The sequence below is a fragment of the Bradyrhizobium sp. HKCCYLS3077 genome (assembly GCF_051167555.1).
Classification (GTDB): domain Bacteria; phylum Pseudomonadota; class Alphaproteobacteria; order Rhizobiales; family Xanthobacteraceae; genus Bradyrhizobium.
Window position 1 is genome coordinate 968,171 of sequence record NZ_JBNPTH010000002.1, and the last position, 20,125, is coordinate 988,295.

General features: G+C 66.7%; 17 protein-coding genes. 14 read left to right on the forward strand and 3 right to left on the reverse strand.

Features of this window, described 5'->3' with window-relative positions; translation table 11 throughout:
• Positions 1 to 5 precede the first annotated feature (5 nt).
• The 5 genes from fliM (at position 6) to ACQR0Z_RS10610 (ending at position 6,563) form a co-directional block, all read left to right on the forward strand.
• The gene (gene fliM / locus ACQR0Z_RS10590; RefSeq protein WP_434860936.1) at positions 6 to 1,208 is read left to right on the forward strand and encodes a flagellar motor switch protein FliM; all 1,203 of its coding nucleotides are present in this window, start codon (positions 6 to 8) and stop codon (positions 1,206 to 1,208) included.
• The gene (locus ACQR0Z_RS10595) at positions 1,205 to 1,678 is read left to right on the forward strand and encodes a DUF6468 domain-containing protein (RefSeq protein ID WP_434860937.1); all 474 of its coding nucleotides are present in this window, start codon (positions 1,205 to 1,207) and stop codon (positions 1,676 to 1,678) included. The genes fliM and ACQR0Z_RS10595 overlap by 4 nt, the downstream gene beginning before the upstream one ends.
• Entirely contained in the window at positions 1,675 to 2,445 is a 771-nt protein-coding gene (locus tag ACQR0Z_RS10600) for a MotE family protein (protein WP_434860938.1), read from the forward strand. Before ACQR0Z_RS10595 ends, ACQR0Z_RS10600 begins: the two co-directional genes overlap by 4 nt.
• Before the next feature lie 105 nt (positions 2,446 to 2,550).
• The gene (locus ACQR0Z_RS10605) at positions 2,551 to 6,294 is read left to right on the forward strand and encodes a tetratricopeptide repeat protein (protein WP_434918547.1); all 3,744 of its coding nucleotides are present in this window, start codon (positions 2,551 to 2,553) and stop codon (positions 6,292 to 6,294) included.
• 32 nt (positions 6,295 to 6,326) lie between these two features.
• Positions 6,327 to 6,563: a hypothetical protein gene (locus ACQR0Z_RS10610; protein ID WP_434918548.1), complete on the forward strand. Its 237-nt coding sequence runs from the start codon at positions 6,327 to 6,329 to the stop codon at positions 6,561 to 6,563.
• A gap of 108 nt (positions 6,564 to 6,671) precedes the next feature.
• Here the strand turns inward: ACQR0Z_RS10610 and ACQR0Z_RS10615 are convergent, their stop codons facing one another.
• The 3 genes from ACQR0Z_RS10615 to ACQR0Z_RS10625 all read right to left on the reverse strand — a co-directional run bounded on the left by ACQR0Z_RS10615 (position 6,672) and on the right by ACQR0Z_RS10625 (position 11,344).
• A complete protein-coding gene (locus ACQR0Z_RS10615; RefSeq protein ID WP_434918549.1) occupies positions 6,672 to 8,804 on the reverse strand; it encodes a PQQ-dependent dehydrogenase, methanol/ethanol family in 2,133 nt (710 codons plus the stop codon).
• A 708-nt stretch (positions 8,805 to 9,512) separates the two neighbouring features.
• Positions 9,513 to 10,268 (reverse strand): flagellar type III secretion system pore protein FliP, encoded by a 756-nt coding sequence (gene fliP, locus ACQR0Z_RS10620; RefSeq protein ID WP_434860942.1) that lies wholly within the window; start codon positions 10,266 to 10,268, stop codon positions 9,513 to 9,515.
• Positions 10,265 to 11,344: a flagellar biosynthetic protein FliO gene (locus ACQR0Z_RS10625; protein ID WP_434918550.1), complete on the reverse strand. Its 1,080-nt coding sequence runs from the start codon at positions 11,342 to 11,344 to the stop codon at positions 10,265 to 10,267. Before ACQR0Z_RS10625 ends, fliP begins: the two co-directional genes overlap by 4 nt.
• Before the next feature lie 357 nt (positions 11,345 to 11,701).
• Between ACQR0Z_RS10625 and flgB the strand changes: the two genes are divergently transcribed.
• From flgB to ACQR0Z_RS10670, 9 genes are all read left to right on the forward strand, one after another.
• Positions 11,702 to 12,109: a flagellar basal body rod protein FlgB gene (flgB, locus tag ACQR0Z_RS10630; RefSeq protein ID WP_434860944.1), complete on the forward strand. Its 408-nt coding sequence runs from the start codon at positions 11,702 to 11,704 to the stop codon at positions 12,107 to 12,109.
• Positions 12,110 to 12,135: 26 nt separating this feature from the next.
• Positions 12,136 to 12,561 (forward strand): flagellar basal body rod protein FlgC, encoded by a 426-nt coding sequence (gene flgC / locus ACQR0Z_RS10635; protein WP_434860945.1) that lies wholly within the window; start codon positions 12,136 to 12,138, stop codon positions 12,559 to 12,561.
• Positions 12,562 to 12,577: 16 nt separating this feature from the next.
• On the forward strand, positions 12,578 to 12,934 hold the full coding sequence (fliE, locus tag ACQR0Z_RS10640) for a flagellar hook-basal body complex protein FliE (protein ID WP_434860946.1): 357 nt from the start codon (positions 12,578 to 12,580) through the stop codon (positions 12,932 to 12,934).
• Positions 12,935 to 13,064: 130 nt separating this feature from the next.
• The gene (gene fliQ, locus ACQR0Z_RS10645) at positions 13,065 to 13,328 is read left to right on the forward strand and encodes a flagellar biosynthesis protein FliQ (RefSeq protein WP_434860947.1); all 264 of its coding nucleotides are present in this window, start codon (positions 13,065 to 13,067) and stop codon (positions 13,326 to 13,328) included.
• 200 nt (positions 13,329 to 13,528) lie between these two features.
• Positions 13,529 to 14,296, forward strand: a complete 768-nt coding sequence (fliR, locus tag ACQR0Z_RS10650) for a flagellar biosynthetic protein FliR (protein ID WP_434860948.1) — start codon at positions 13,529 to 13,531, stop codon at positions 14,294 to 14,296.
• Between the two features lie 14 nt (positions 14,297 to 14,310).
• Positions 14,311 to 15,390, forward strand: a complete 1,080-nt coding sequence (flhB, locus tag ACQR0Z_RS10655; RefSeq protein WP_434879742.1) for a flagellar biosynthesis protein FlhB — start codon at positions 14,311 to 14,313, stop codon at positions 15,388 to 15,390.
• Between the two features lie 155 nt (positions 15,391 to 15,545).
• The gene (gene cckA / locus ACQR0Z_RS10660; protein WP_434860950.1) at positions 15,546 to 18,116 is read left to right on the forward strand and encodes a cell cycle histidine kinase CckA; all 2,571 of its coding nucleotides are present in this window, start codon (positions 15,546 to 15,548) and stop codon (positions 18,114 to 18,116) included.
• A gap of 155 nt (positions 18,117 to 18,271) precedes the next feature.
• Positions 18,272 to 19,255 (forward strand): Tim44 domain-containing protein, encoded by a 984-nt coding sequence (locus tag ACQR0Z_RS10665; protein WP_434918551.1) that lies wholly within the window; start codon positions 18,272 to 18,274, stop codon positions 19,253 to 19,255.
• A 174-nt stretch (positions 19,256 to 19,429) separates the two neighbouring features.
• Positions 19,430 to 20,107: a lectin gene (locus tag ACQR0Z_RS10670; protein ID WP_434918552.1), complete on the forward strand. Its 678-nt coding sequence runs from the start codon at positions 19,430 to 19,432 to the stop codon at positions 20,105 to 20,107.
• The last annotated feature ends 18 nt before the right edge of the window (positions 20,108 to 20,125 follow it).

Below are 20,125 nucleotides of genomic sequence, written 5' to 3' on the forward strand. Positions count from 1 at the left end.
CGACCATGGCGGGCAACGATCCAGTCGACCAAGATGCGATAGCCGCGCAATGGGAAGCCTCGCTTGATTCCGAGGATCCCACAGAGGCCGCGGAAGCCGCAGCAGCCAACGAACTCACGGAATCGATGGCCCTGCAATGGGCCGCGATGGTCGAGGACGGCAGCCGCGATTTCGGCGCCACCAAGAACGGCGGCGAGCGGGTGCTGTCGCAGGAGGAGATCGACAATCTCCTCGGCTTCACCGCAGGCGAGGTCAATCTCGACGACCATTCCGGCATTCGCGCCATCATCGATTCGGCGATGGTGTCCTACGAGCGTCTGCCGATGCTCGAAATCGTCTTCGACCGCCTGGTGCGGCTGATGACGACGAGCTTGCGCAATTTCACTTCCGACAACGTCGAAGTCTCGCTCGACCGCATCACCTCGGTGCGCTTCGGCGACTACATGAACTCGATCCCGCTGCCGGCCGTGCTGTCGGTCTTCAAGGCGGAGGAGTGGGAGAATTTCGGCCTCGCCACCGTCGATTCCACGCTGATCTATTCGATCATCGACGTGCTGCTCGGCGGCCGCCGCGGCAACACCCAGCTACGCGTCGAGGGCCGCCCCTACACGACGATCGAGACCAATCTCGTCAAGCGCCTGATCGAGGTGGTGCTGAGCGACGCCGAGCAGGCGTTCCGGCCGCTGTCGCCGGTGCGCTTCACCATCGACCGGCTCGAGACCAATCCGCGCTTCGCCGCGATCAGCCGCCCGGCCAATGCCGCGATCCTCGTGAAACTCCGGATCGACATGGAAGACCGCGGCGGCAATATCGAGCTGCTGCTGCCCTATGCGACGATCGAGCCGATCCGCCCGGTCCTGCTGCAGATGTTCATGGGCGAGAAGTTCGGCCGTGATCCCGTCTGGGAAGGCCACTTCGCGACCGAGATCGCGCAGGCCGAGATCGCCGTCGACGCCGTGCTCTACGAGGCCGACGTGCCGCTGAAGCAGCTGATGCGGTTGAAGGTCGGTGACACGCTGCCGCTCGACATTCGTCCCGACGCGCTGGTCGCGGTCCGCTGCGGCAGCACGATGCTGACGGAGGGGCGGATGGGCCGGGTCGGCGACCGCGTCGCGATCCGTGTCACCAAGAATTTGCGCAAGCCCAATACGACGCTTGCGATGTTCGAAGGCTCCGAAGGCCAGAACAAGATGATGGAGGCCCAATGAACCACTCGCTCGGATTGATCATCGAAAGTCTGGTGGCGGTCCTTCTGGTGCTCACCATCGGCTATTGCATGCTGTTGAACTCCAGGCTGAAGCGCCTGAAGGCGGACGAGCATTCGCTGAAGGCCGTCATCGCCGAGCTGATCACCGCGACCGAGATCGCCGAGCGGGCGATCGGCGGCCTCAAGCTCGCGGTGCGCGACGTCAACGACAATCTCGGCAATCAGCTCGCTGCCGCGACGCAGATGTCCGATCAGCTCCGCAAGCAGCTCGCCGAGAGCGACGGCGTGGTGCGCCGGCTGTCGCGCATCGCCAGCGCCGCGCGTCCCATCACTGCTCCTGAGGCCGCGCCCGAGCCGGCGCCGGTGCCGGCGATCACGACCGAGCCGGTCCGCGTCTCCGGCGCCAAGGCGGTTGCCGCCGCGGCCCAGGCATTCTCTGAACGTCGAAGGACTGGTGGCCTTGCCGCATGAATGCGTTCCGTAACATCCGCGTCATTCCCGTCGTCCTGATCGCTGTGGCCTGCCTCGCGGTGCTGAAGGTGGCTGGCCTCGTGATCGATGGCGGCTACGTGTTCGACTACGATCCGAAGAGCTCCAAGCGGTCCTGGGCGCAGGAGAACCTGGGCTACCCCGGCCGCGAGGACAACGACATCATCACCGGCTCGACCCACGGCGCTCCGAAGGAGAAGAAGGAGGAGGCGCCGAAGCCGGCTGCGCCCGACACCAAGCCCGACGGCATCGTCATCAAGCCCGAGGAGAACCAGCAGCAGGTGTCGCCGGCGGAGAAGGCGATCCTCGAGCGGCTGCAGTCGCGCCGCCAGGAGCTCGAGGCGCGCCAGCGCGAGATCGACATTCGCGAGAGCCTGTTGCGGGCCGCCGAGCAGCGCATCCAGTCCAAGACCGAGGAGATGAAGGCGATCGAGGGGCGCATCTCCGGCGCGCAGGCCGCCAAGGCGGAGGCCGACAACGCACGCTTCAAGAGCATCGTCACGATGTACGAGGGCATGAAGCCGAAAGACGCCGCCAAGGTGTTTGACCGGCTCGAGATGTCGGTGCTGATCGAGATCGCCTCGCAGATCGCGCCGCGCAAGATGTCGGACATTCTCGGCCTGATGACGCCGGAAGCCGCCGAGCGGCTGACCGTGGAGCTCGCGCGCCGCGCCGGCGCCGAAAAGCCGGAAGCGAGTGCGGAGCTGCCGAAGATCGAAGGCAAGATCGTGCCGGTGAAGAGCAATTGAAACCGCATGTTTAATGCGCCCTTAAACGCCGGATCCTAGACTTCCGGCGTGGCGGGGCAGGCGTATCCGTCACGTCCTGCGGCTGTCGAACTGGAACTTCTGACCATGGCGCGCACGTCATCCATCGGATTGCGGTCCCGGGCCCGCGCGCGTCTGCGCGCCGGGCTGGCCCTGCTGTCGGCGATCGTCATCGGCCTCGTGCTCTCGACGGTCGCGGCCGGCGCTGCGCCGGTGCCGGGGGAGGCGAGCCTCTCAGCCCAGAACGGCTACGCCCGGCTGGTGCTGAAATTCACCGAGGATGTCGGCGCCGACGTCACCACGGCCGGCTCCATCCTGCTGATCAGGTTCGACCGCGCCGCCAACGTGCCGATCGATCGCTGGGTCGATGCGGCGCCGGACTACATCTCCTCGGCGCGCGGTGATCCCGACGGGTCGGCGTTGCGCTTGTCGCTGTCGCGCAAGGTGCGCGTCAACACGATGGTCGCGGGCGAGCGCGTCTTCATCGACCTGTTGCCGGACAGCTGGACCGGCCCGCCGCCGCCGCTGCCCGCCGAGGTCGTGCGCGAGCTGGCCGAGCGCGCCCGCGCCGCCGAACGTGCGCTGCGCCTGCAGCGCGCCGAAGCCGAATCCAAGAAGCGGCCGCCGATCCGCGTACGCGCGCTGGTGCAGCCGACCTTCGTGCGCTTCGTGTTCGAGATTCCCGACGGGGTCGGCATCTCCTCGGTGATGAACGATCAGAAGATGTCGCTGTTCTTCTCGGCGCCGCTCAACTTCGATCTCGCCGACGCCAAGATCGTGTCGCCGCCGAACGTCGCCGCGATCAACCAGCGCATCGACGGCAGCAAGACCGTGGTCGAGATCGGCCTGATCGGCGAGGTGGACGTCCGCGCCTTCCGCGAGGAGAAGAACTACAACGTCGACATCGCCTATGTGCAGCCCGACAAGAAGGTGGCCGCGGTCTCCTCTGACACGCTGCCGGGCGCCAAGGCGGCCGCCGCCGAGAAATCCAACGGCGAGAAGCCGAATGGCGACAAGCCGAAGGCGGCAGCGCAGCCCGAGATCGTTCCGCCGACTTCGGAGACCATCGCCAAGGAGATGAAGCCGGAGCCCAAGCCCGCGATCGCGGCTCCGGCGACCGAGCCCGCGCAGCCTGCCGCCGCGGCGGCTCCCGCGAACGCGGAAGCAGCTCCCGAGGCCAAGGCTGAACCGATGAAGGCTGAACCGATGAAGGCTGAACCGATGAAGGCCGAACCGGTGAAGGCCGAGCCCGCGAAGTCCGAAGCCGCAAAGGCCGAGCCGGCGAGCATGGAAGCGGCCAAGGTGGAGACGGCGAAGCCCGAAATCGCCAAGCCTCAAGCGACCAGACCCGAAGCGTCCAAGCCAGTCGAGAAGGCCGCAAACGGCGCCGCCACGCTGGAGGCGCTGCGCGACAGCGACGGCCTGCGGCTCACCTTCGGCTTCGGCCAGGTGACGCCGGCGGCGCTGTTCCGCCGTGGCGACACCGTGTGGATGGTGTTCGATACCACGAGGCCGCTCGACGTCGAGCCGATCCGGGCCAAGGGCGGTGCCATCGTCGGCGAGGCCAGCCGCATGCCGCTCGACAAGGGCCAGGCGATCCGCATCCGCCTCAACCGGCCGCAGATGCATTCGCTCAGCAGCGACGACGGCGGCCGCAGCTGGACGCTGTCCTTCGCCGATAAGGGCCAGACCGACCAGCAGCCGCTGATGGTGATGCGCAACGTCACCGATCCCGCGCTCGCCAATGTGATGGTACCGCTCGCGAACCCCGGTGCCGGCATGCTGCACCGGCTGACCGATCCCGATGCCGGCGACACGCTGCTGGTGGTGACCGCGCCGCCGCCGATCCGCGGCTTCATCAAGCGCCAGGACTTCGTCGACCTGTCGCTGCTCGACTCCGTGCACGGCATCGCGGTGCGTCCGAACTCCGACGACATCGCCGTCGAGATCGCACCCGACAAGGTGATCCTGGGACGGCCCGGCGGCCTTACGCTGTCCTCGATCGGCTTCTCGCCGGAGCGGGCGCCGACCGCCGTCAGGCCGATGTTCGACATCGACGAATGGCAGCAGAACCAGACCCAGCCGTTCGGGCCGCGCTTCGATCTCCTGATCAAGGCGGCCGCCAATGCCGAGCCCGAACGCCGCGCCCAGGCGCGGCTGGCGCTGGCGCGCTTCTACATGGCGCGCGGGATGTATCCGGAGGCGCGCGGCATCACCAACCTGATGATCTCCGACAGTGACCCGCGCACCGACGAAACCGCCATGCTGATGATCCATGCGGTGGCGAGCATCCTGATGGGCCGGCCGGAGCAGGGGCTGAAGGATCTCGCGACCTCCTCGATCGGCAGCAATTTCGACTCGCAGATGTGGAAGGGCCTTGCCTATGCGCGACAGGGCAAGTTCGCGGACGCGCGCGAGAAGCTGAAGAATGTCGAGTTTGCCATCGCGTCGCTGCCGCTCGACCTGCAGCGGATCGTGATCGCGGACGCGATGAAGTCGGCGCTCGAGATCAAGGATTTCGCCGGCGCCGCCAAGCGCCGCGCCGAGCTCGACGTGATCGGCGTGCCCGCGGACATGAAGCCCGACATCGCCGTGCTGCGCGGCCGGCTGGCCGAGGCGATGGCGCAGGAGAAGGATGCGCTCGACGATTATCGCTTCGCGGTGAACTCCAATGACCGCATGGCGGCCGCCGAAGCCAAGCTGCTCGAGATCAAGCTTCTGCAGAAGCGCGGCGAGATCAAGCCGGCCGAAGCGCTGAAGGAGCTGGAGACGCTACAGGCGATCTGGCGCGGCGATGTCATCGAGGTCCAGGCCCTGCAGATGATGGCGCAGATGTACGAGGAGGCGGGCCGCTACGCGGATTCGCTCGAAGCCGCGCGCCAGGCCACCCGGATGATGCCCAATTCCGAGATGGCGCGGCAGGCGCAGGATGCGTCGCAGCGCTTGTTCTCGCAGCTGTTCCTCGGCGGCAAGGCCGACGAGCTGCCGCCGGTGGATGCACTCAGCATGTTCTATGGCTACCGCGAGCTGACCCCGATCGGCCGGCGCGGCGACGAGATGATCCGCAAGCTCGCCGACCGCCTGGTCGGCATCGATCTGCTCGATCAGGCCGCCGAGCTGCTGCAGTACCAGGTCGATCACCGGCTGGAAGGCGCCGCGCGCGCCCAGGTGGCCGCGCGCCTCGCCATGGTCTATCTGACCAACCGCAAGCCGGATCGTGCCCTGGAGGCGCTGCGCACCACCCGCATCGCCGATCTCTCGGGCGAGCTGCGCCAGCAACGGCTGCTGCTCGAGGCCCGCGCCAACAGCGACATCGGCCGGCACGATCTCGGGCTCGACATCATCACCAATGTCGGCGGCCGCGAGGCGATCCGGCTGCGCTCCGACATCTACTGGGCGTCACGGCGCTGGCGCGAGGCCTCTGAGCAGATCGAGCTGTATTACGGTGACCGCTGGCGCGATTTCCGCCCGCTCAATCCAGCCGAGCGCGGCGACATCCTGCGCGCCGTGGTCGGCTACGCCCTGGCGGATGATGCGATCGGTCTTGCCCGCTTCCGTGAAAAATATGCGCCGCTGATGACCGGCGAGGCCGACAAGCTCGCGTTCGACGTCGCCAGCAAGCCGGCCAGCGGCTCGAGCGCCGAGTTCGCCCAGATCGCCAAGATGGCGGCGAGCGTGGATACGCTCGACGGCTTCCTGCGCGACATGCGCGCGCGCTTCCCCGATGCGACCGGCAAGCCGGAAGGCAAGGACGCCGCCAAGCTGGAGTCCGACCAGACGGGCGGCCTGCCGCGGATCAAGGGCGTCAAGCAGGCGATTGCCGGGCGTTGAGGCCACACCACGCATCGTCGGAGCCTGATCACATGACCAAGCCGACCAAGACCGAAGCCGAATTGATCGCGCTGGCCAAGGACGAGTTGAAAACGCGCGCCGACTGCCCGGCGGGGATGGCGATTTCGGTGCTGCGCTGGGGCACGAAATGGGAGTTTCGCGCCAAGGCCGATCCCGGCACCGCCACACGCCCCGGCTATCCGGAGAGCGTGGCGATGCTGGTGAAGATCGGCGACGAACTGAGCAGGCAATACGACGTTGCCGGATGAGCTCGGCTCCGCGCCATGCTTCTGCGTCTGATCAGCGGATGGTGACCGGAGCCTGATCAGGCTCCGATCATTTTGCTCGGGATCAAGCCATGCTCTGGCAGGCGCCCGTTACTTCTTCGGCCTGATCGCGTCGGCCGTCGCCTGGATGAAGGCCTGGATCTTCACGACGTCCTCCTCCTTCAGCTTGCCGGTGAAGTCGGGCATGCCGCGGTCGCGGAACGGTCCGTTGAACACGATGTCCTTCAGCTTGATGATCTCCTCGGCCGGCACGTAGCCGAGATTGCGGATGTTGCCGCCGCGGTCGACGCCGGGCACGCCGTGGCAGGTGGCGCAGGCGGCGACATAGAGCGCGGTGCCCTCGGGCACGTCCTTGGGATCGTATTTCACGCCCTGCAGCAGTCCCTCGGTCTGGTACTTCACGAACTCCGGCAGTTTCGCCTTGGCGCCGACCGCGAAGGTGTAGACGGTGCCGGGCGTACGCAGCTCGGTGGCGCGCGCGGCGAGGCCGTAGACGCCGCCCCAGCCGACCGCGATCGAGACATATTGCACGCCGTCGATCATGTAGGTCGACGGTGCAGCGACCACGCCGGTCCCCGTCGGGGTCTCCCACAACATCTTGCCGTTGCGGGCGTCATAGGCGACGAAGCGGCCGTCCGCGGTGCCCTGGAACACGAGATTGCCGGCCGTCGTCAGCGTGCCGCCGTTCCACGGCGAAGCGTGCTCGATCCGCCAGACCTCCTTCTGCTGTACCGGATCCCACGCGAGAAGCCGCCCGAATGCCGGCGCCTTCGGCGGCGTCGCGTTCAAGGCGAAGCCGAGATTCCACGCTGTGACGCCGCCGAACTTGCCGGGCGTCGGGGCGTTGTTGACGAAGTTCTTCTCCGGCGTGAGGTTCACCGGGATGTTCTGCGCCGGCAGATAGACGAGGCCGGTCTGCGGATTGAACGACATCGGGTGCCAGTTGTGCGCACCATAGGGGCCCGGAATGGAGTCGTAGGGATCATCGCCGCGCGCGGCGGGCACCTCGATCGGACGGCCATTGGCATCATAGCCGGTCGCCCAGTTCACATCGACGAAGTTTTTGGCCGAGATGAACTTGCCGTTGGTGCGGTCGATCACGAAGAAGAAGCCGTTCTTCGGCGCGTGCAGGATCACCTTGCGCGGCGCGCCGTCGATGGCGATGTCGGCCAGGATCATCGGCTGGGTCGAGGTGTAGTCCCAGTGATCGCCGGGCGTCTCCTGATAGTGCCAGATGTATTTGCCGGTGTCGGCATTCAGCGCCACGATGGAGGCGAGGTAGAGGTTGTCGCCGCCGGACGGGCTGCGGATCTTGCGATTCCACGGCGCGCCGTTGCCGGTGCCGAGATAGACCATGTTCAGCTCGGGATCGTAGGTGATCGTATCCCATGGCGTGCCGCCGCCGCCATTGATCCAGTATTTGGTCGACGGGTCCCAGGTCTTCGCCGCCGCGGCCATCGACTCGTCCTCGAACGGCTTCGAGGGATCGCCGGGGATCGTGAACCAGCGCCAGAGCTGGTTGCCGGTCTCGGTGTCATAGGCGGTGATGTAGCCGCGCGCGCCATACTCCGCGCCGCCCTGGCCGATCACCACCTTGCCGTTGAACGCACGAGGCGCGCCGGTGATGGTGTAGGAATGCTCGTGATCGATCAGCGTGTCCTTTTCCCAGACCTTCTGGCCGGTCGCGGCATCGAGCGCGATCAGCCGGCCGTCATAGGCGCCGACGAACACCTTGCCCTTGTAGACGGCGACGCCGCGATTGACGACGTCGCAGCAGCCCTTGTAGCCGAGCTCGCGCTTGACGCCGGGATCGAACGTCCAGATCTTCTTGCCTGTGCGGGCATCGATCGCATGCACGACGCTCCACGACGCCGTCTGATACATGATGCCGTCGACCACGACGGGCGTCGCCTCGATGCCGCGCTCGGACTCCAGATTGTAGCTCCAGGCGAGTCCGAGATCCTTGACGTTGTCGGTGTTGATCTTGTCGAGCTTGCTGAAGCGCGTCTCGCCGTAGTCGAGGCCGATGGTCGGCCAATCCTTCGACGTCGCGGCATTGGCCTTGATCATCGCGCTGTCGACCGCGGACATCGTCGCCCTGATGCGGTCCGGCGTCAGCTCCTCAGCCTGTCCGCCTGCCGGAATGGCAAGCGTCACGCATAGCGCGATGGCCGCGCCCAGAGCTGCACGCGCTCCGTGCCGCGGATACTCTCTCACCTTCATGTCGTTCCTCCCTGGATCTCTCTCGGATCCTGCGATCATCGTAGAGTCCGATGAAAGCGAGCGTCAAGAAAGACGAGGCGCGACGCTGCGTGGGAAGGCCTGCATCAACTAATTGTTGCCACGTGGTGGCCGCGATGTCCGAACCTTCCTCATTTGACACGGAAAAATTCCCGGTTTGCTCGATGTGTTCAATCCCAATAGCGTGTCGCAAATTTCTGGCTTCACGGCTGCCGCGCGAGCGACTACGATTCCATCATTCATCATCTTTCCAAGACCCGCCTTCGTCTCCGGCTCCCCAAGTGCCGGAGACTTTTCTTTTTGTGCGTGCCTCGTGCGGCCGATGCGATGCGCGTGTGCGTCGATCTTCGTCGCGCAGCGCCTGATGTGTTGATCCTCACATCTCGACGTCGGAGCCATGCCGTTGGAGGCACGGACGGTGCGCGCTCGCTCTTCCCGCAAGCGGCAGGCCGATCGCATTCGACCAATCTCAGTCTGTCGCGGAATCATCTCGGGCATGACAACGCCGAGACGGATGAGCGCGACACGTCGATCGTCCGGCGCGATCACCCGGCCGCCAGCAGCGCGACGAGAAATCCCCTCGCCGCGACGACGTGCGCGCGAGCCGGGCGGGAGGGAGGTCGGACGATCCATCGATCGACGCGGCGGAGCGGGGCTCGCGCCGGCAGCATGAGCAGCCGGTCGCCGGCTCTACCCGCCGTAGCTCTGCACGAGGCTGCCCGCCACCAGCGACCAGCCGTCGACCAGGACGAAGAAGATCAGCTTGAACGGCAGCGACACCACGACCGGCGGCAGCATCATCATGCCCATCGACATCAGCACCGAGGCGACGACGAGGTCGATGACCAGGAACGGCAGGAACAGCAGGAAGCCGATCTCGAAGGCACGCTTGAGCTCCGAGATCATGAAGGCGGGCACCAGGATGCGCAGCGACAGCTCGTCCGGGGTGGCCGGCGGGGGCTCGCCCGAGAGGTCCATGAACAGCTTGAGGTCCTTCTCGCGCACGTTCTTCTGCATGAAGCCGCGCAGCGGCACGGAGGCGCGCTGGAGCGCGTCCTCGACGCCGAGCTGGTTCTCGACCAGCGGTCGCACGCCATCCTCATAGGATTTCTGCAGCACCGGTCCCATCACGAAGGCCGTGAGGAACATCGCCAGCGCGATGATCACCGAGTTGGGCGGCGCCGTCGCTGTGCCCATCGCCGTGCGTAGGAGCGACAGCACGACCACGATGCGCGTGAACGAGGTCATCATGATCAGGATCGACGGCGCGATCGACAGCACCGTGAGCAGGGCAATCAGCTGGACCGCCCGCTCGGTGACGCCGCCGCCGGTGCCGCCGCCGAGATTGATGCTGATATCCTGCGCGGCCGCGCTCCCCGCGAAAGCGCCGGTGCCAATCAGGACAGCAATGAAAAGAACTCTACGCGGGGAGAGCAGCGATCTCACTGCGAGGACTTCGGACGTCCGAGCAGCGAAGCCATCTCGTCCTCCAGGTTCTCGAAGTTGGTCTTGGCGGGAGCGGCAGCACCCGGAGCCGGCTCGCTGCGCGCTTGGCGCAGCACGGCCGGGCCGCCCGTGGGCGGAGCAGCCGGCTCGGCGGACGGACGCCGCAACGCCGCCTCGAGACGTTGCGCCATCTCCGCCAGATTGGCTTCGGCGCTCTGGTCCATCGGCGGCGGAGGCGGAGCGGCGGGCGGCGACGGCATCTGGGCAACGGGCGGCGGCGGAGGTGCTGCCGCCGCCGCGCGTTCCGCGCGCTCGGCGGTCCTTTCGGCGCGCTCTGCCCGTTCGGCCGCGCGCACCGGCGGCAGCCGGGGACCCTCGGGACGCGGCGCGTCCGCCGGGCGCTGCGGCTCGGCGGGACGCAGCGCGCGCGGCAATACCGGCTCGCCGCGAGGCGCTCGCTCCGGGCGAGGCTCCAGCCGTGGCTCGTCACCACCGCGTGGCTCTCCTCGCATCTCTCCACGAATGTCCTGGCGCGGCTCCGCAACCCGGCGCGCGGGAAGCGGCGGTTCCTGCGGGAACGGCGGCGGCTCGCGGCGCTCGGCAGCAGCCGGTGCGGCCCGGCGAACCTCATCGATGAATGACGGCCGCAGCGGACGGGCCGGCGGCTCCGGCATCTGCGGCTCCGCCGGCTCGGCGGCCTCGGCCTTCGGCTCGTTGTCGCTCCATGCCGGTGCATCCGGAAGTGGCGCGATGCGCGCGGCGGGCGGTTCGGCGTTGAGGCCGGGCCGTTGCGGCAGCTGCTCGCGCGCCGGCATGGCGCGCACGATGTTCGATTCGACCACGATGTCGGTCGGTCCGCCGATCATCAGAAGATGCTCTATGTTATCACGCCGCACGAGCACGAGACGGCGGCGGCCATCGACGGCGGCGGCATCGATGACGGCGAGCCGGGGCATGCGGCCGCGATTCGGATTGGTGCCGAGGCGATTCCCTGCGAATCGGCGGACCAGCCAGGCAGCCAGGCCGATCAGCGCCAGCACGGCTACAAAAGCAAAAAAGAACGTCAGTGCCTGCATCTCTGTCCCCGGCAAATACCGCGTCCTTTCGAAGTCTCTCGTCTGTCCAACGCATCGCCGGCAGCGAACGGAGCTTCAGAACCGGAACCAACCTGTTAACGCATAACGGCAGGAACTGCCGTGCGGTGTCTTAATAACCCATGAATCGGCCGGGCCAAAACGACTTCTTGGCGAGGCACAGCGTCCCGGATTGGAGCAGCCTCCCGCTCGAAGAGCGGTACTTTCCTAAGAAATCGTCAAAACCCCGGGATTGTCCCGGGGGGCGGCGCACCACTTCTTAACTCCCTGTTAACCATAAGCGCGGCAATTTCTACCTACCGAATCCGTCCGATAGTCGGACACTAACGAGCAGTTGCAATGTCCATCAACGATCTCCCCGTGCTGTCGGCGTTGCGGACCAAGATGCAGTGGCATCAGGAGCGGCAGCGCGTGCTGTCCGAGAACGTGTCCAATTCCGATACGCCGAATTTCAAGCCGCGGGATCTCGTTGAGCCGAAGTTCAACTCGGCCGGCCAGGCGGTCGGAGGCTTTGCGCCGCTGTCGCTGACGCGCACCAGCACGGCGCACATCACGCCGTCGTCGGGCGATGCCGCGACGTTCGACCAGAACCGCAAGGTCGGATTTCAAACGAGGCCGGCGGGCAACGCCGTCAGCCTCGAGGAGGAGATGCTCAAGGTCTCCGCCAACCAAATGGACTATGCCGCCGCGACCTCGCTCTACGGCAAGAGCCTGCGTCTGTTGAAAACTGCAATCGGCAAGGGCTGAGCCGGAGCTAACGGAGACAGACAAGCATGGCAAACGACACCAGCGATTTCCAGCGCTCGATGAGCATCGCAACGTCGGGACTGCGTGCGCAGGCCGGGCGGATGCGCGTCATTTCCGAGAACATCGCCAACGCCGATTCCACCGCCGCCAAGGCGGGCGGCGATCCCTATCGCCGCAAGGTCCCGACCTTCACCTCGGCGCTCGACCGTGCGCTCGACGCCAAGGTGGTGGCGCTCGGCAAGGTGGTGCCCGATCAATCTTCGTTCCGCGTCAAATACGACCCCAGTAACCCGGCCGCGGACGCGTCCGGCAATGTCAAGTACCCCAACGTCAATCCGCTCATCGAAATGACCGACATGCGTGATGCACAGCGGTCCTACGAGGCGAATTTGAACATCATCGGCGCCACGCGCCGCATGATCCAACGCACACTCGACATTCTGAAGACCTAGGACAGGAACGAAAGTCATGGCCTCCCCAATCTCCGCAGCGAATGCCTATGCAAACTCCGCCCGCGTGCTCGATACCGGTGGTACGAGCAACGCCTTCGGCGGACTCGCACGCGTGCGTGACGTCCTCGGCAATGGCGCCGGAGGCGACAAGGGTGGTCCGTCATTCAGCGCGGTGCTGAAGGATGCGATCAGCAGCGTCGTCGAGACCGGGCGAAAGTCCGACAGCCAGGCGGTCGCGATGGCCTCGGGCAAGGCGAACGTGATGGATGTCGTCACCGCGGTCGCCGAGACCGACGTTGCGGTGTCCACGCTGGTCTCGGTGCGCGACCGCGTGATCCAGGCCTATGAAGACGTGATGAAGATGACGATCTAGGCGCTGCTCTGAACGCGCCCGGCCGCGATGCGCGCCCCGGGCCGTTCGGAGAGGTGCCGTCCGCTGCTGCCGGCGCATCGATGCTGCGCGCCATCCGCCGAAACCGACCGACAATGAGGATTGACACGACATGACCGGTGCCGAAACGCTCGATGTGGCGCGCGATGCGATCTGGACCATCGTGCTGGTCTCGTCGCCGCTCATGGTGGTCGGCCTGGTCGTCGGCGTGGTCGTCTCGCTGTTCCAGGCGCTGACGCAGATCCAGGAGCAGACGCTGGTGTTCGTGCCGAAGATCATCGCGATCTTCGTCACGCTGCTGCTGGCCCTGCCGTTCATGGCCGACGCGATGCATCAGCAGATGATGCGGATCTCGTCGCGAATCATCGGCGGATGAGGCAATGTCCGGCGCTGCAGAGCTGGCCTGTGCGAGGTCGCTGCGAGCGGTCGTGAGAGGCGGTGCGGGGGGCGCCGCAGCTTTCGATCGTGCGCAGTCGGCTGTGCGGGCCGGCGCGCAGGCCGCCTGGTCGCAGGCTGTCTCCTCGAAGACCGTCGTGCCGCATCAGCCCGCGGCCGAAAGGGCCGGAACGGCGGACGATGCGCATCGATATCTCCTTTCTTCCGGCGCTCGCTGCCGTGTTCATGCTGGTCTTCGCGCGCGTCGCCGCCATGGTGATGCTGCTGCCGGGCCTGGGGGAGGTCAACATCCCCGTCCGCATCAAGCTCGCCACCGCGCTGCTGCTGACCATGATCGTGATGCCGCTGCACCGTCAGGCCTATCAGATCGACCTGCAGGCGATGGCGCCGCTGCTCGTGATGATGGTGCACGAGATCGTGATCGGCATCGTGCTCGGCGCGACCGCGCGCGTGACGCTGTCGGCGCTGCAGGTCGCCGGCTCCGTGATCGCGCAGCAGATGGGGCTCGGTTTCGTCACCGCGGTGGATCCGACGCAGGGCCAGCAGGGCGTGCTGATCGGCAACTTCCTCACCATGCTCGGCGTGACCATGCTGTTCTCGACCGACAGCCATCATCTGGTGATCGCGGCGCTGAGCGACAGCTACAAGATCTTCGCGCCGGGCGACCTGGTGCCGAGCGGCGACGTCGCCGCGCTGGCCACCAAGGCGTTCACGGCGTCGTTCAAGATCGGCTTGCAATTGTCGGCGCCGTTCCTGGTGTTCGGCTTGGTCTTCAACATCGGGCTCGGCGTGCTGGCGCGGCTGATGCCGCAGATGCAGGTATATTTTGTCGGCGCGCCGCTTTCGATCCTGATCGGCTTCCTGATCTTCGGATTGGTGCTGGCCGCGATGATGGGGACCTTTCTCGGCTATTTCGAAGGCGTCCTGCGCGAGCTGATGCCGCGGTGAGGGGAGCCTGACCGGTGGCGGACGAGGGCGATACCGAGGACAAAACAGAAGACCCGACGCAAAAACGCCTCGACCAGGCGCTCGAGCGTGGCGACGTCGTCAAGAGCCAGGAGCTCAACACCTGGTTCGTGATCGCGGCCGCGACGCTCGTGATGTCGTCCTTCTCGGGCTCGATCGGCACCGCCGTGCTGGTGCCGATGCGCAACCTGATCGCCAATTCCTGGATGATCCACACCGACGGTGCGGGCCTGCTCGCGCTGGCGCGCAGCCTGTCGTTCGCCGTGATCGCCGCGATCGGCGTGCCGATCCTGATGGTGATGCTGGCGGCCGTGGCCGGCAACATGATGCAGCACCGCCTGGTCTGGTCGGGCGAGCCGCTGAAGCCGACGCTGTCCAAGATCTCGCCGCTCGCCGGCGCCAAGCGGCTGTTCGGCAAGCAGGCGGCGGCCAATTTCGCCAAGGGCCTGTTCAAGCTCATTCTGCTCGGCACGGTCATGGTCATGATCCTGTGGCCGGAGCGGCTGCGGCTCGAATCGCTGCTGCACATGGACGTCGCCGAGCTGCTCGGTGTGACGATCTCGCTGACCACGCGCCTGATGGGCTCGGTCGTCGCGCTGCTCGCGCTGGTCGCGATCGGCGACTATCTGTTCCAGTACCGGCAGTGGTACGAGCGCCAGAAAATGTCGCTGCAGGAGATGAAGGAGGAGTTCAAGCAGTCGGAAGGCGATCCGCACGTCAAGGGCCGCATCCGGCAGATCCGCCAGCAGCGCATGAAGAAGCGCATGATGGCCGCGGTTCCCAAGGCCTCCGTGATCATCACCAACCCGACCCACTACTCGGTCGCGCTGTCCTACGAGCGCGGCATGTCGGCGCCGGTCTGCGTCGCCAAGGGCGTCGACAACATCGCCTTCAAGATCCGCGAGATCGCCAAGGCGCACGACATCCCGATCGTCGAGAACGTGCCGCTGGCGCGCGCGCTGTATGCCACCGTCGAGATCGACGAGGAGATCCCGGTGGAACATTATCACGCCGTCGCGGAGATCATCGGCTACGTGATGGGGCTGCGGCGCAACCTCTCGGGGCGCCCGCAATGACAACCGATTCGGACCCGAGACGGGCCGCAAAATACGGATAAATCATGGAATATCGGCTTGACGGGCTTGCGCTTGACCCGTCGATTCAGGCAGTTGGGGGCGGGAGCCGCGTGAACGGGCTGGGGCTCCCAGCCGACAGGTCGCGTCCTCAAGCCATGAGCGCCGAGAAAGACAACGAAGCGTCACCGGACCAGGTGAGCCTGCCGGAGCGGCCGCGCCGCAGCGGCAGCATTCTGCTGATCCTGCTGGTCGCGTTCGGCCTCGTCGCGGTGGCGATCGCGCTGATGACGATCGGCCGCAACCAGGCGCAGCCCTATATTCTCGGCCTGCTGTCGCTGCTCGCGACCGTCGGCCTGTTCAACCTGTTCGCTTTCGCCGCCGGCATCGTCCGCTTCGCCGACAAGGCGACCGACGATCCTGTGATGGGCGCGATCGCCGATCACGCCTTCGACGGCCTCGCGGTGACCGATCCGCGCGGCCATGTTGTCTACGCCAACGCCGCCTATCTCAGCATGACCGGGGCGGCGAGCCCGCAGGAGGCGAGGCCCGTCGAGCGCGTGTTCATCGGCAATCCCGATGTGTCGGAGGCCGTGTTCCGCCTGCTCAAGGCCGCGCGCGAGGGCAAGCGGCAGCAGGAAGAGGTGCGCATCACCGCGGCCGAAGGCGGCCAGGGCCGCTGGCTGCGCATGCGCGTGCGCCCGCTCGGCCAGACCAAGCGCCACGCCCGCTATGCGGTGTGGTCGATCGCCGACATCACGCGGGACCGTGAGCGCCAGGAGGACGTGTTCCAGGAGCTGCAGCACGCGATCGAATATCTCGACCACGCGCCGTGCGGCTTCTTCTCGGTCAATCCGGAAGGCAGCCTGGTCTACGTCAATGCGACGCTCGCCAACTGGCTCGACTACGATCTCGCCGAGATCGGGTCCGGCGGGCTGAAGCTCGCCGACGTCGTGTCCGGTGACGGCGCCTCGCTCCTGACCTCGATCGTCGCTGTGCCCGGCGAGGTCCGCACCGAGGTGTTCGACATCGACCTGAAGATGCGCGGCGGCAAGACCATGCCGGCGCGGCTCTATCACAAGCTCGCCTTTGGCGCCGACGGCAAGCCGGGCGCCTCGCGCACCCTGGTCATCAGCCGCGCCCGCGACGAGCGCTCCGATCCGGAGCGCGCCGCCGAGGTGCGCTTCATGCGCTTCTTCGACCACACGCCGATGGCGATCGCGACCGTCGACCGCGGCGGCGCGGTTGTCAGGGCCAATGCGCGCTATGCCAAGCTGGCGCAGAGCGTCAGCGGCGACGTCGCCGCGGCGAAATCGATCTTCCGCACCGTCAGCCAGCGTGACCGGCATCTGCTGATCGCTGCCATCAACCAGGCGGCGGAAGGTCAGGCGGACATTCCGCCGGTCGAAGTGATGCTGGAGGGCGCGAAGGAGCGCTTCGGCCAGTTCTTCGTCACCGCGGTCGACGAGGACGAGCGCGAGACGGAAGCTGCGATCGTCTATCTGCTCGAGACCACCGAGCGGCGGGCGCTGGAAACCCAGATCAACCAGTCGCAGAAGATGGAGATGGTCGGCCAGCTCGCCGGCGGCATCGCCCACGACTTCAACAACGTGCTCTCGGCCATCATGATGGCCAACGATTTCCTGCTGAACGCGCACAAGCCGACCGACCCGTCGTTCCAGGACATCATGCAGATCAAGCAGAACGCGACGCGCGCCGCGACGCTGGTGCGGCAACTGCTGGCGTTCTCGCGCCGCCAGACCTTGCGGCCGCAGGTGCTCGACCTCGGCGACGCGCTGTCGGATCTCACGATGCTGCTGCGCCGCCTGATCGGCGAGAAGGTCAAGCTCGACCTCGTGCACGGCCGCGACCTCTGGCCGGTCAAGGTCGACGTCTCGCAGTTCGAGCAGGTGGTCGTGAACCTCGCGGTCAACGCCCGCGATGCGATGCCGGATGGCGGCAAGCTGTCGGTGCGCACCGCCAACGTCACGTCCGATGAGGCCGCGCAGGGCGGCTACAAGGGCATGCCGGTCGCCGACTACGTCAAGATCGAGATCAGCGACACCGGCACCGGCATCCCCGCCGAGATCCGCGAGAAGATCTTCGAGCCGTTCTTCTCGACCAAGGAAGTGGGCAAGGGCACCGGCCTCGGCCTGTCCACGGTCTATGGCATCATCAAGCAGACCGGCGGCTTCATCTATGTCGACAGCGAGCTCGGCAAGGGAACCTCGTTCCAGATCTTCCTGCCGCGCCACATCGTCGTGCCCGAGGTCCAGCCGGAGCCGCAGGCCACTAACGGCGCGGCGAAGGACGCGGCACCCGCCGCCGAGGCGCCGAAGCCGCGTGCCGACCTGACCGGGCAGGGGACGATCCTGCTGGTCGAGGACGAGGAGGGCCTGCGGGCGCTGAACGCGCGCGGCCTGCGCTCGCGCGGCTACAGCGTCATCGAGGCGTCGAACGGCATCGAGGCCATGGAGGCGCTCGAGGAATGCAACGGCGAGCTCGATCTCGTGGTGTCCGACGTCGTGATGCCGGAAATGGACGGACCGACGCTGCTGAAGGTGATGCGGGAGAAGAATCCCGACATCAAGATCATCTTCGTCTCGGGCTATGCCGAGGATGCGTTCGAGAAGAGCCTGCCGGAAAACCAGCAATTCGCCTTCCTGCCGAAACCCTTCACGCTCAGCCAGCTGGTCGCGGCGGTGAAGGAAACCATGGCTCCGCAATAGGTTACCAGGGTACCCGGACAAGGCGGACAAGCGCGTTCATGCCGCGACCCAGCGCCGCAGCCGCGCGGCCTCGTGCCGCCTTCCCTTTTCGCGGGTTGTGCCCACATTACGGGCATCCCCATTCCGGGGACTGATGGGAAACAATGATGAGCTTCATGCAGCGCAAAAGCGGCCTCCTCAAGGCGATGGCCGTGGCCCTTTCCTTGGCGCTGCCGACGGTGCTCGCCGTCTCGGCGGCCGACGCCCGGATCGGCGGCGGCTCCAGCTCGGGCTCCCGCGGCACGCGCACGTTCTCCGCGCCGCCTCCGACCGCAACCGCGCCGGGATCGGCGTCGCAGTTCAATCGCACCATGTCCCAGCCGGGCCAGCCTGGCATGAACACGGCGGCGCCCGCGCGCGGCGGCCTGTTCGGCGGACGCTTCGGTGGCATGCTGGGCGGCCTCGCCGCCGGCTTCCTCGGTGCGGGCCTGTTCGGCATGCTGTTCGGCGGCGGCCTGTTCTCTGGTCTCGGCGGCTTTGCCTCGATCATCGGCCTGATCCTCCAGGTCCTGCTGGTGGTGCTGGTGGTCCGGTTCGCGATGTCCTGGTGGCAGCGCCGCAACCAGCCGGCCTATGCAGCCGGCCCGGCGCCGGGCTCCAATGACAGCCAGCAGAGCTTGCGCTCGGGCCTGAGCGGCCTCGGTGGTGGTCTCGGCAGCGGATTCGGTGGCTTCGGCGGTGGCAGCAACCAGCCGCCGCTGCAGATCCAGCCGGCCGACTACGAGGCGTTCGAGCGGCTGCTCGGCGAGATCCAGTCGGCCTGGTCGAACGAGGATGTCGGCCGCCTCCGCCTGCTGTCGACGCCCGAGATGGCCTCGTATTTCGAGCGCGACCTCGAGCAGAACCAGGCGCGCGGCGTGGTCAACAAGGTCACCGGCGTGAAGCTGCTGCAGGGCGATCTCGCCGAGTCCTGGCGCGAGGATGGTGCCGACTACGCCACGGTGGCGATGCGGTTCACGCTCGCCGACAAGACTATCGAGCGCGCCTCGGGCCGCGTGGTCGACGGCTCCGATCAGCCGCAGGAGGTCACGGAGATCTGGACCTTCCTGCGCCACCCCGGCGCCGACTGGCAGGTCTCGGCGATCCAGCAGGTCAGCTGAGCCGAGCGATAGGAACGAACATCACGCGCCGCGGAGCAATCCGCGGCGCTTTTGTTTTGCGCTGGCGGAGGCGGAATAATCCGGCCTTCGACGGGTTCCATGCTCACGAACGACATCGCGTCCAAGCGATGCGCCAACACCGTCCAACACACATCGTCCAAGAGGGAGGACATCATGACACCGCTCCGCACCATCATGATCGCGGGCGCGCTGCTCGGCGCAGCACCCGGCCTGATCGCGACCGCCTCGGCCCAGAGCGCAGAGATGAGCTTCTTCCTGACCAGCAACGGCCCCGGCAAGGGCGGCGATCTCGGCGGCCTCGCCGGCGCCGACAAGCACTGCCAGACCCTGGCGCAAGCCGCTGGAGCCGGGGCCAAGACCTGGCGCGCCTATCTCTCGACGCAGGCCGCCGATGGCCAGCCCGCGGTCAACGCGCGCGATCGCATCGGCAAGGGTCCGTGGCAGAACGCCAAGGGGGTGGTCGTCGCCAAGGACGTCGCGGACCTGCACGGCGCATCCAACAACCTCACCAAGCAGACGGCGCTGAGCGAGAAGGGCGAGGTCATCAACGGCCGCGGCGACACGCCGAACCGCCACGATGTGCTGACGGGTTCCCAGGCCGACGGAACGGCCTTTGCGGCCGGCGAGGACCGCACCTGCCGCAACTGGACGAGCTCCACGCAAGGCGCTGCGATGGTCGGCCATTCCGATCGCATCGGGCTGCGCGACGACGAGCCGTCGAGATCGTGGAACACCTCGCATCCCTCGCGCGGTCCCGACGGCGGCTGTTCCCAGGCCGATCTGAAGAGCACCGGTGGCGACGGCCTGCTATACTGCTTCGCGGCGAACTGACACCGCGCGTCCGTCTCC

Coding starts and splice junctions, on each gene's coding strand:
- fliM (WP_434860936.1), top strand. CDS start 6: ATGGCGGGCAACGATCCAGTCGACCAAGATGCGATAGCCGCGCAATGG.
- ACQR0Z_RS10595 (WP_434860937.1), top strand. CDS start 1,205: ATGAACCACTCGCTCGGATTGATCATCGAAAGTCTGGTGGCGGTCCTT.
- ACQR0Z_RS10600 (WP_434860938.1), top strand. CDS start 1,675: ATGAATGCGTTCCGTAACATCCGCGTCATTCCCGTCGTCCTGATCGCT.
- ACQR0Z_RS10605 (WP_434918547.1), top strand. CDS start 2,551: ATGGCGCGCACGTCATCCATCGGATTGCGGTCCCGGGCCCGCGCGCGT.
- ACQR0Z_RS10610 (WP_434918548.1), top strand. CDS start 6,327: ATGACCAAGCCGACCAAGACCGAAGCCGAATTGATCGCGCTGGCCAAG.
- ACQR0Z_RS10615 (WP_434918549.1), bottom strand. CDS start 8,804: ATGAAGGTGAGAGAGTATCCGCGGCACGGAGCGCGTGCAGCTCTGGGC.
- ACQR0Z_RS10625 (WP_434918550.1), bottom strand. CDS start 11,344: ATGCAGGCACTGACGTTCTTTTTTGCTTTTGTAGCCGTGCTGGCGCTG.
- flgB (WP_434860944.1), top strand. CDS start 11,702: ATGTCCATCAACGATCTCCCCGTGCTGTCGGCGTTGCGGACCAAGATG.
- flgC (WP_434860945.1), top strand. CDS start 12,136: ATGGCAAACGACACCAGCGATTTCCAGCGCTCGATGAGCATCGCAACG.
- fliE (WP_434860946.1), top strand. CDS start 12,578: ATGGCCTCCCCAATCTCCGCAGCGAATGCCTATGCAAACTCCGCCCGC.
- fliQ (WP_434860947.1), top strand. CDS start 13,065: ATGACCGGTGCCGAAACGCTCGATGTGGCGCGCGATGCGATCTGGACC.
- fliR (WP_434860948.1), top strand. CDS start 13,529: ATGCGCATCGATATCTCCTTTCTTCCGGCGCTCGCTGCCGTGTTCATG.
- cckA (WP_434860950.1), top strand. CDS start 15,546: ATGAGCGCCGAGAAAGACAACGAAGCGTCACCGGACCAGGTGAGCCTG.
- ACQR0Z_RS10665 (WP_434918551.1), top strand. CDS start 18,272: ATGCAGCGCAAAAGCGGCCTCCTCAAGGCGATGGCCGTGGCCCTTTCC.
- ACQR0Z_RS10670 (WP_434918552.1), top strand. CDS start 19,430: ATGACACCGCTCCGCACCATCATGATCGCGGGCGCGCTGCTCGGCGCA.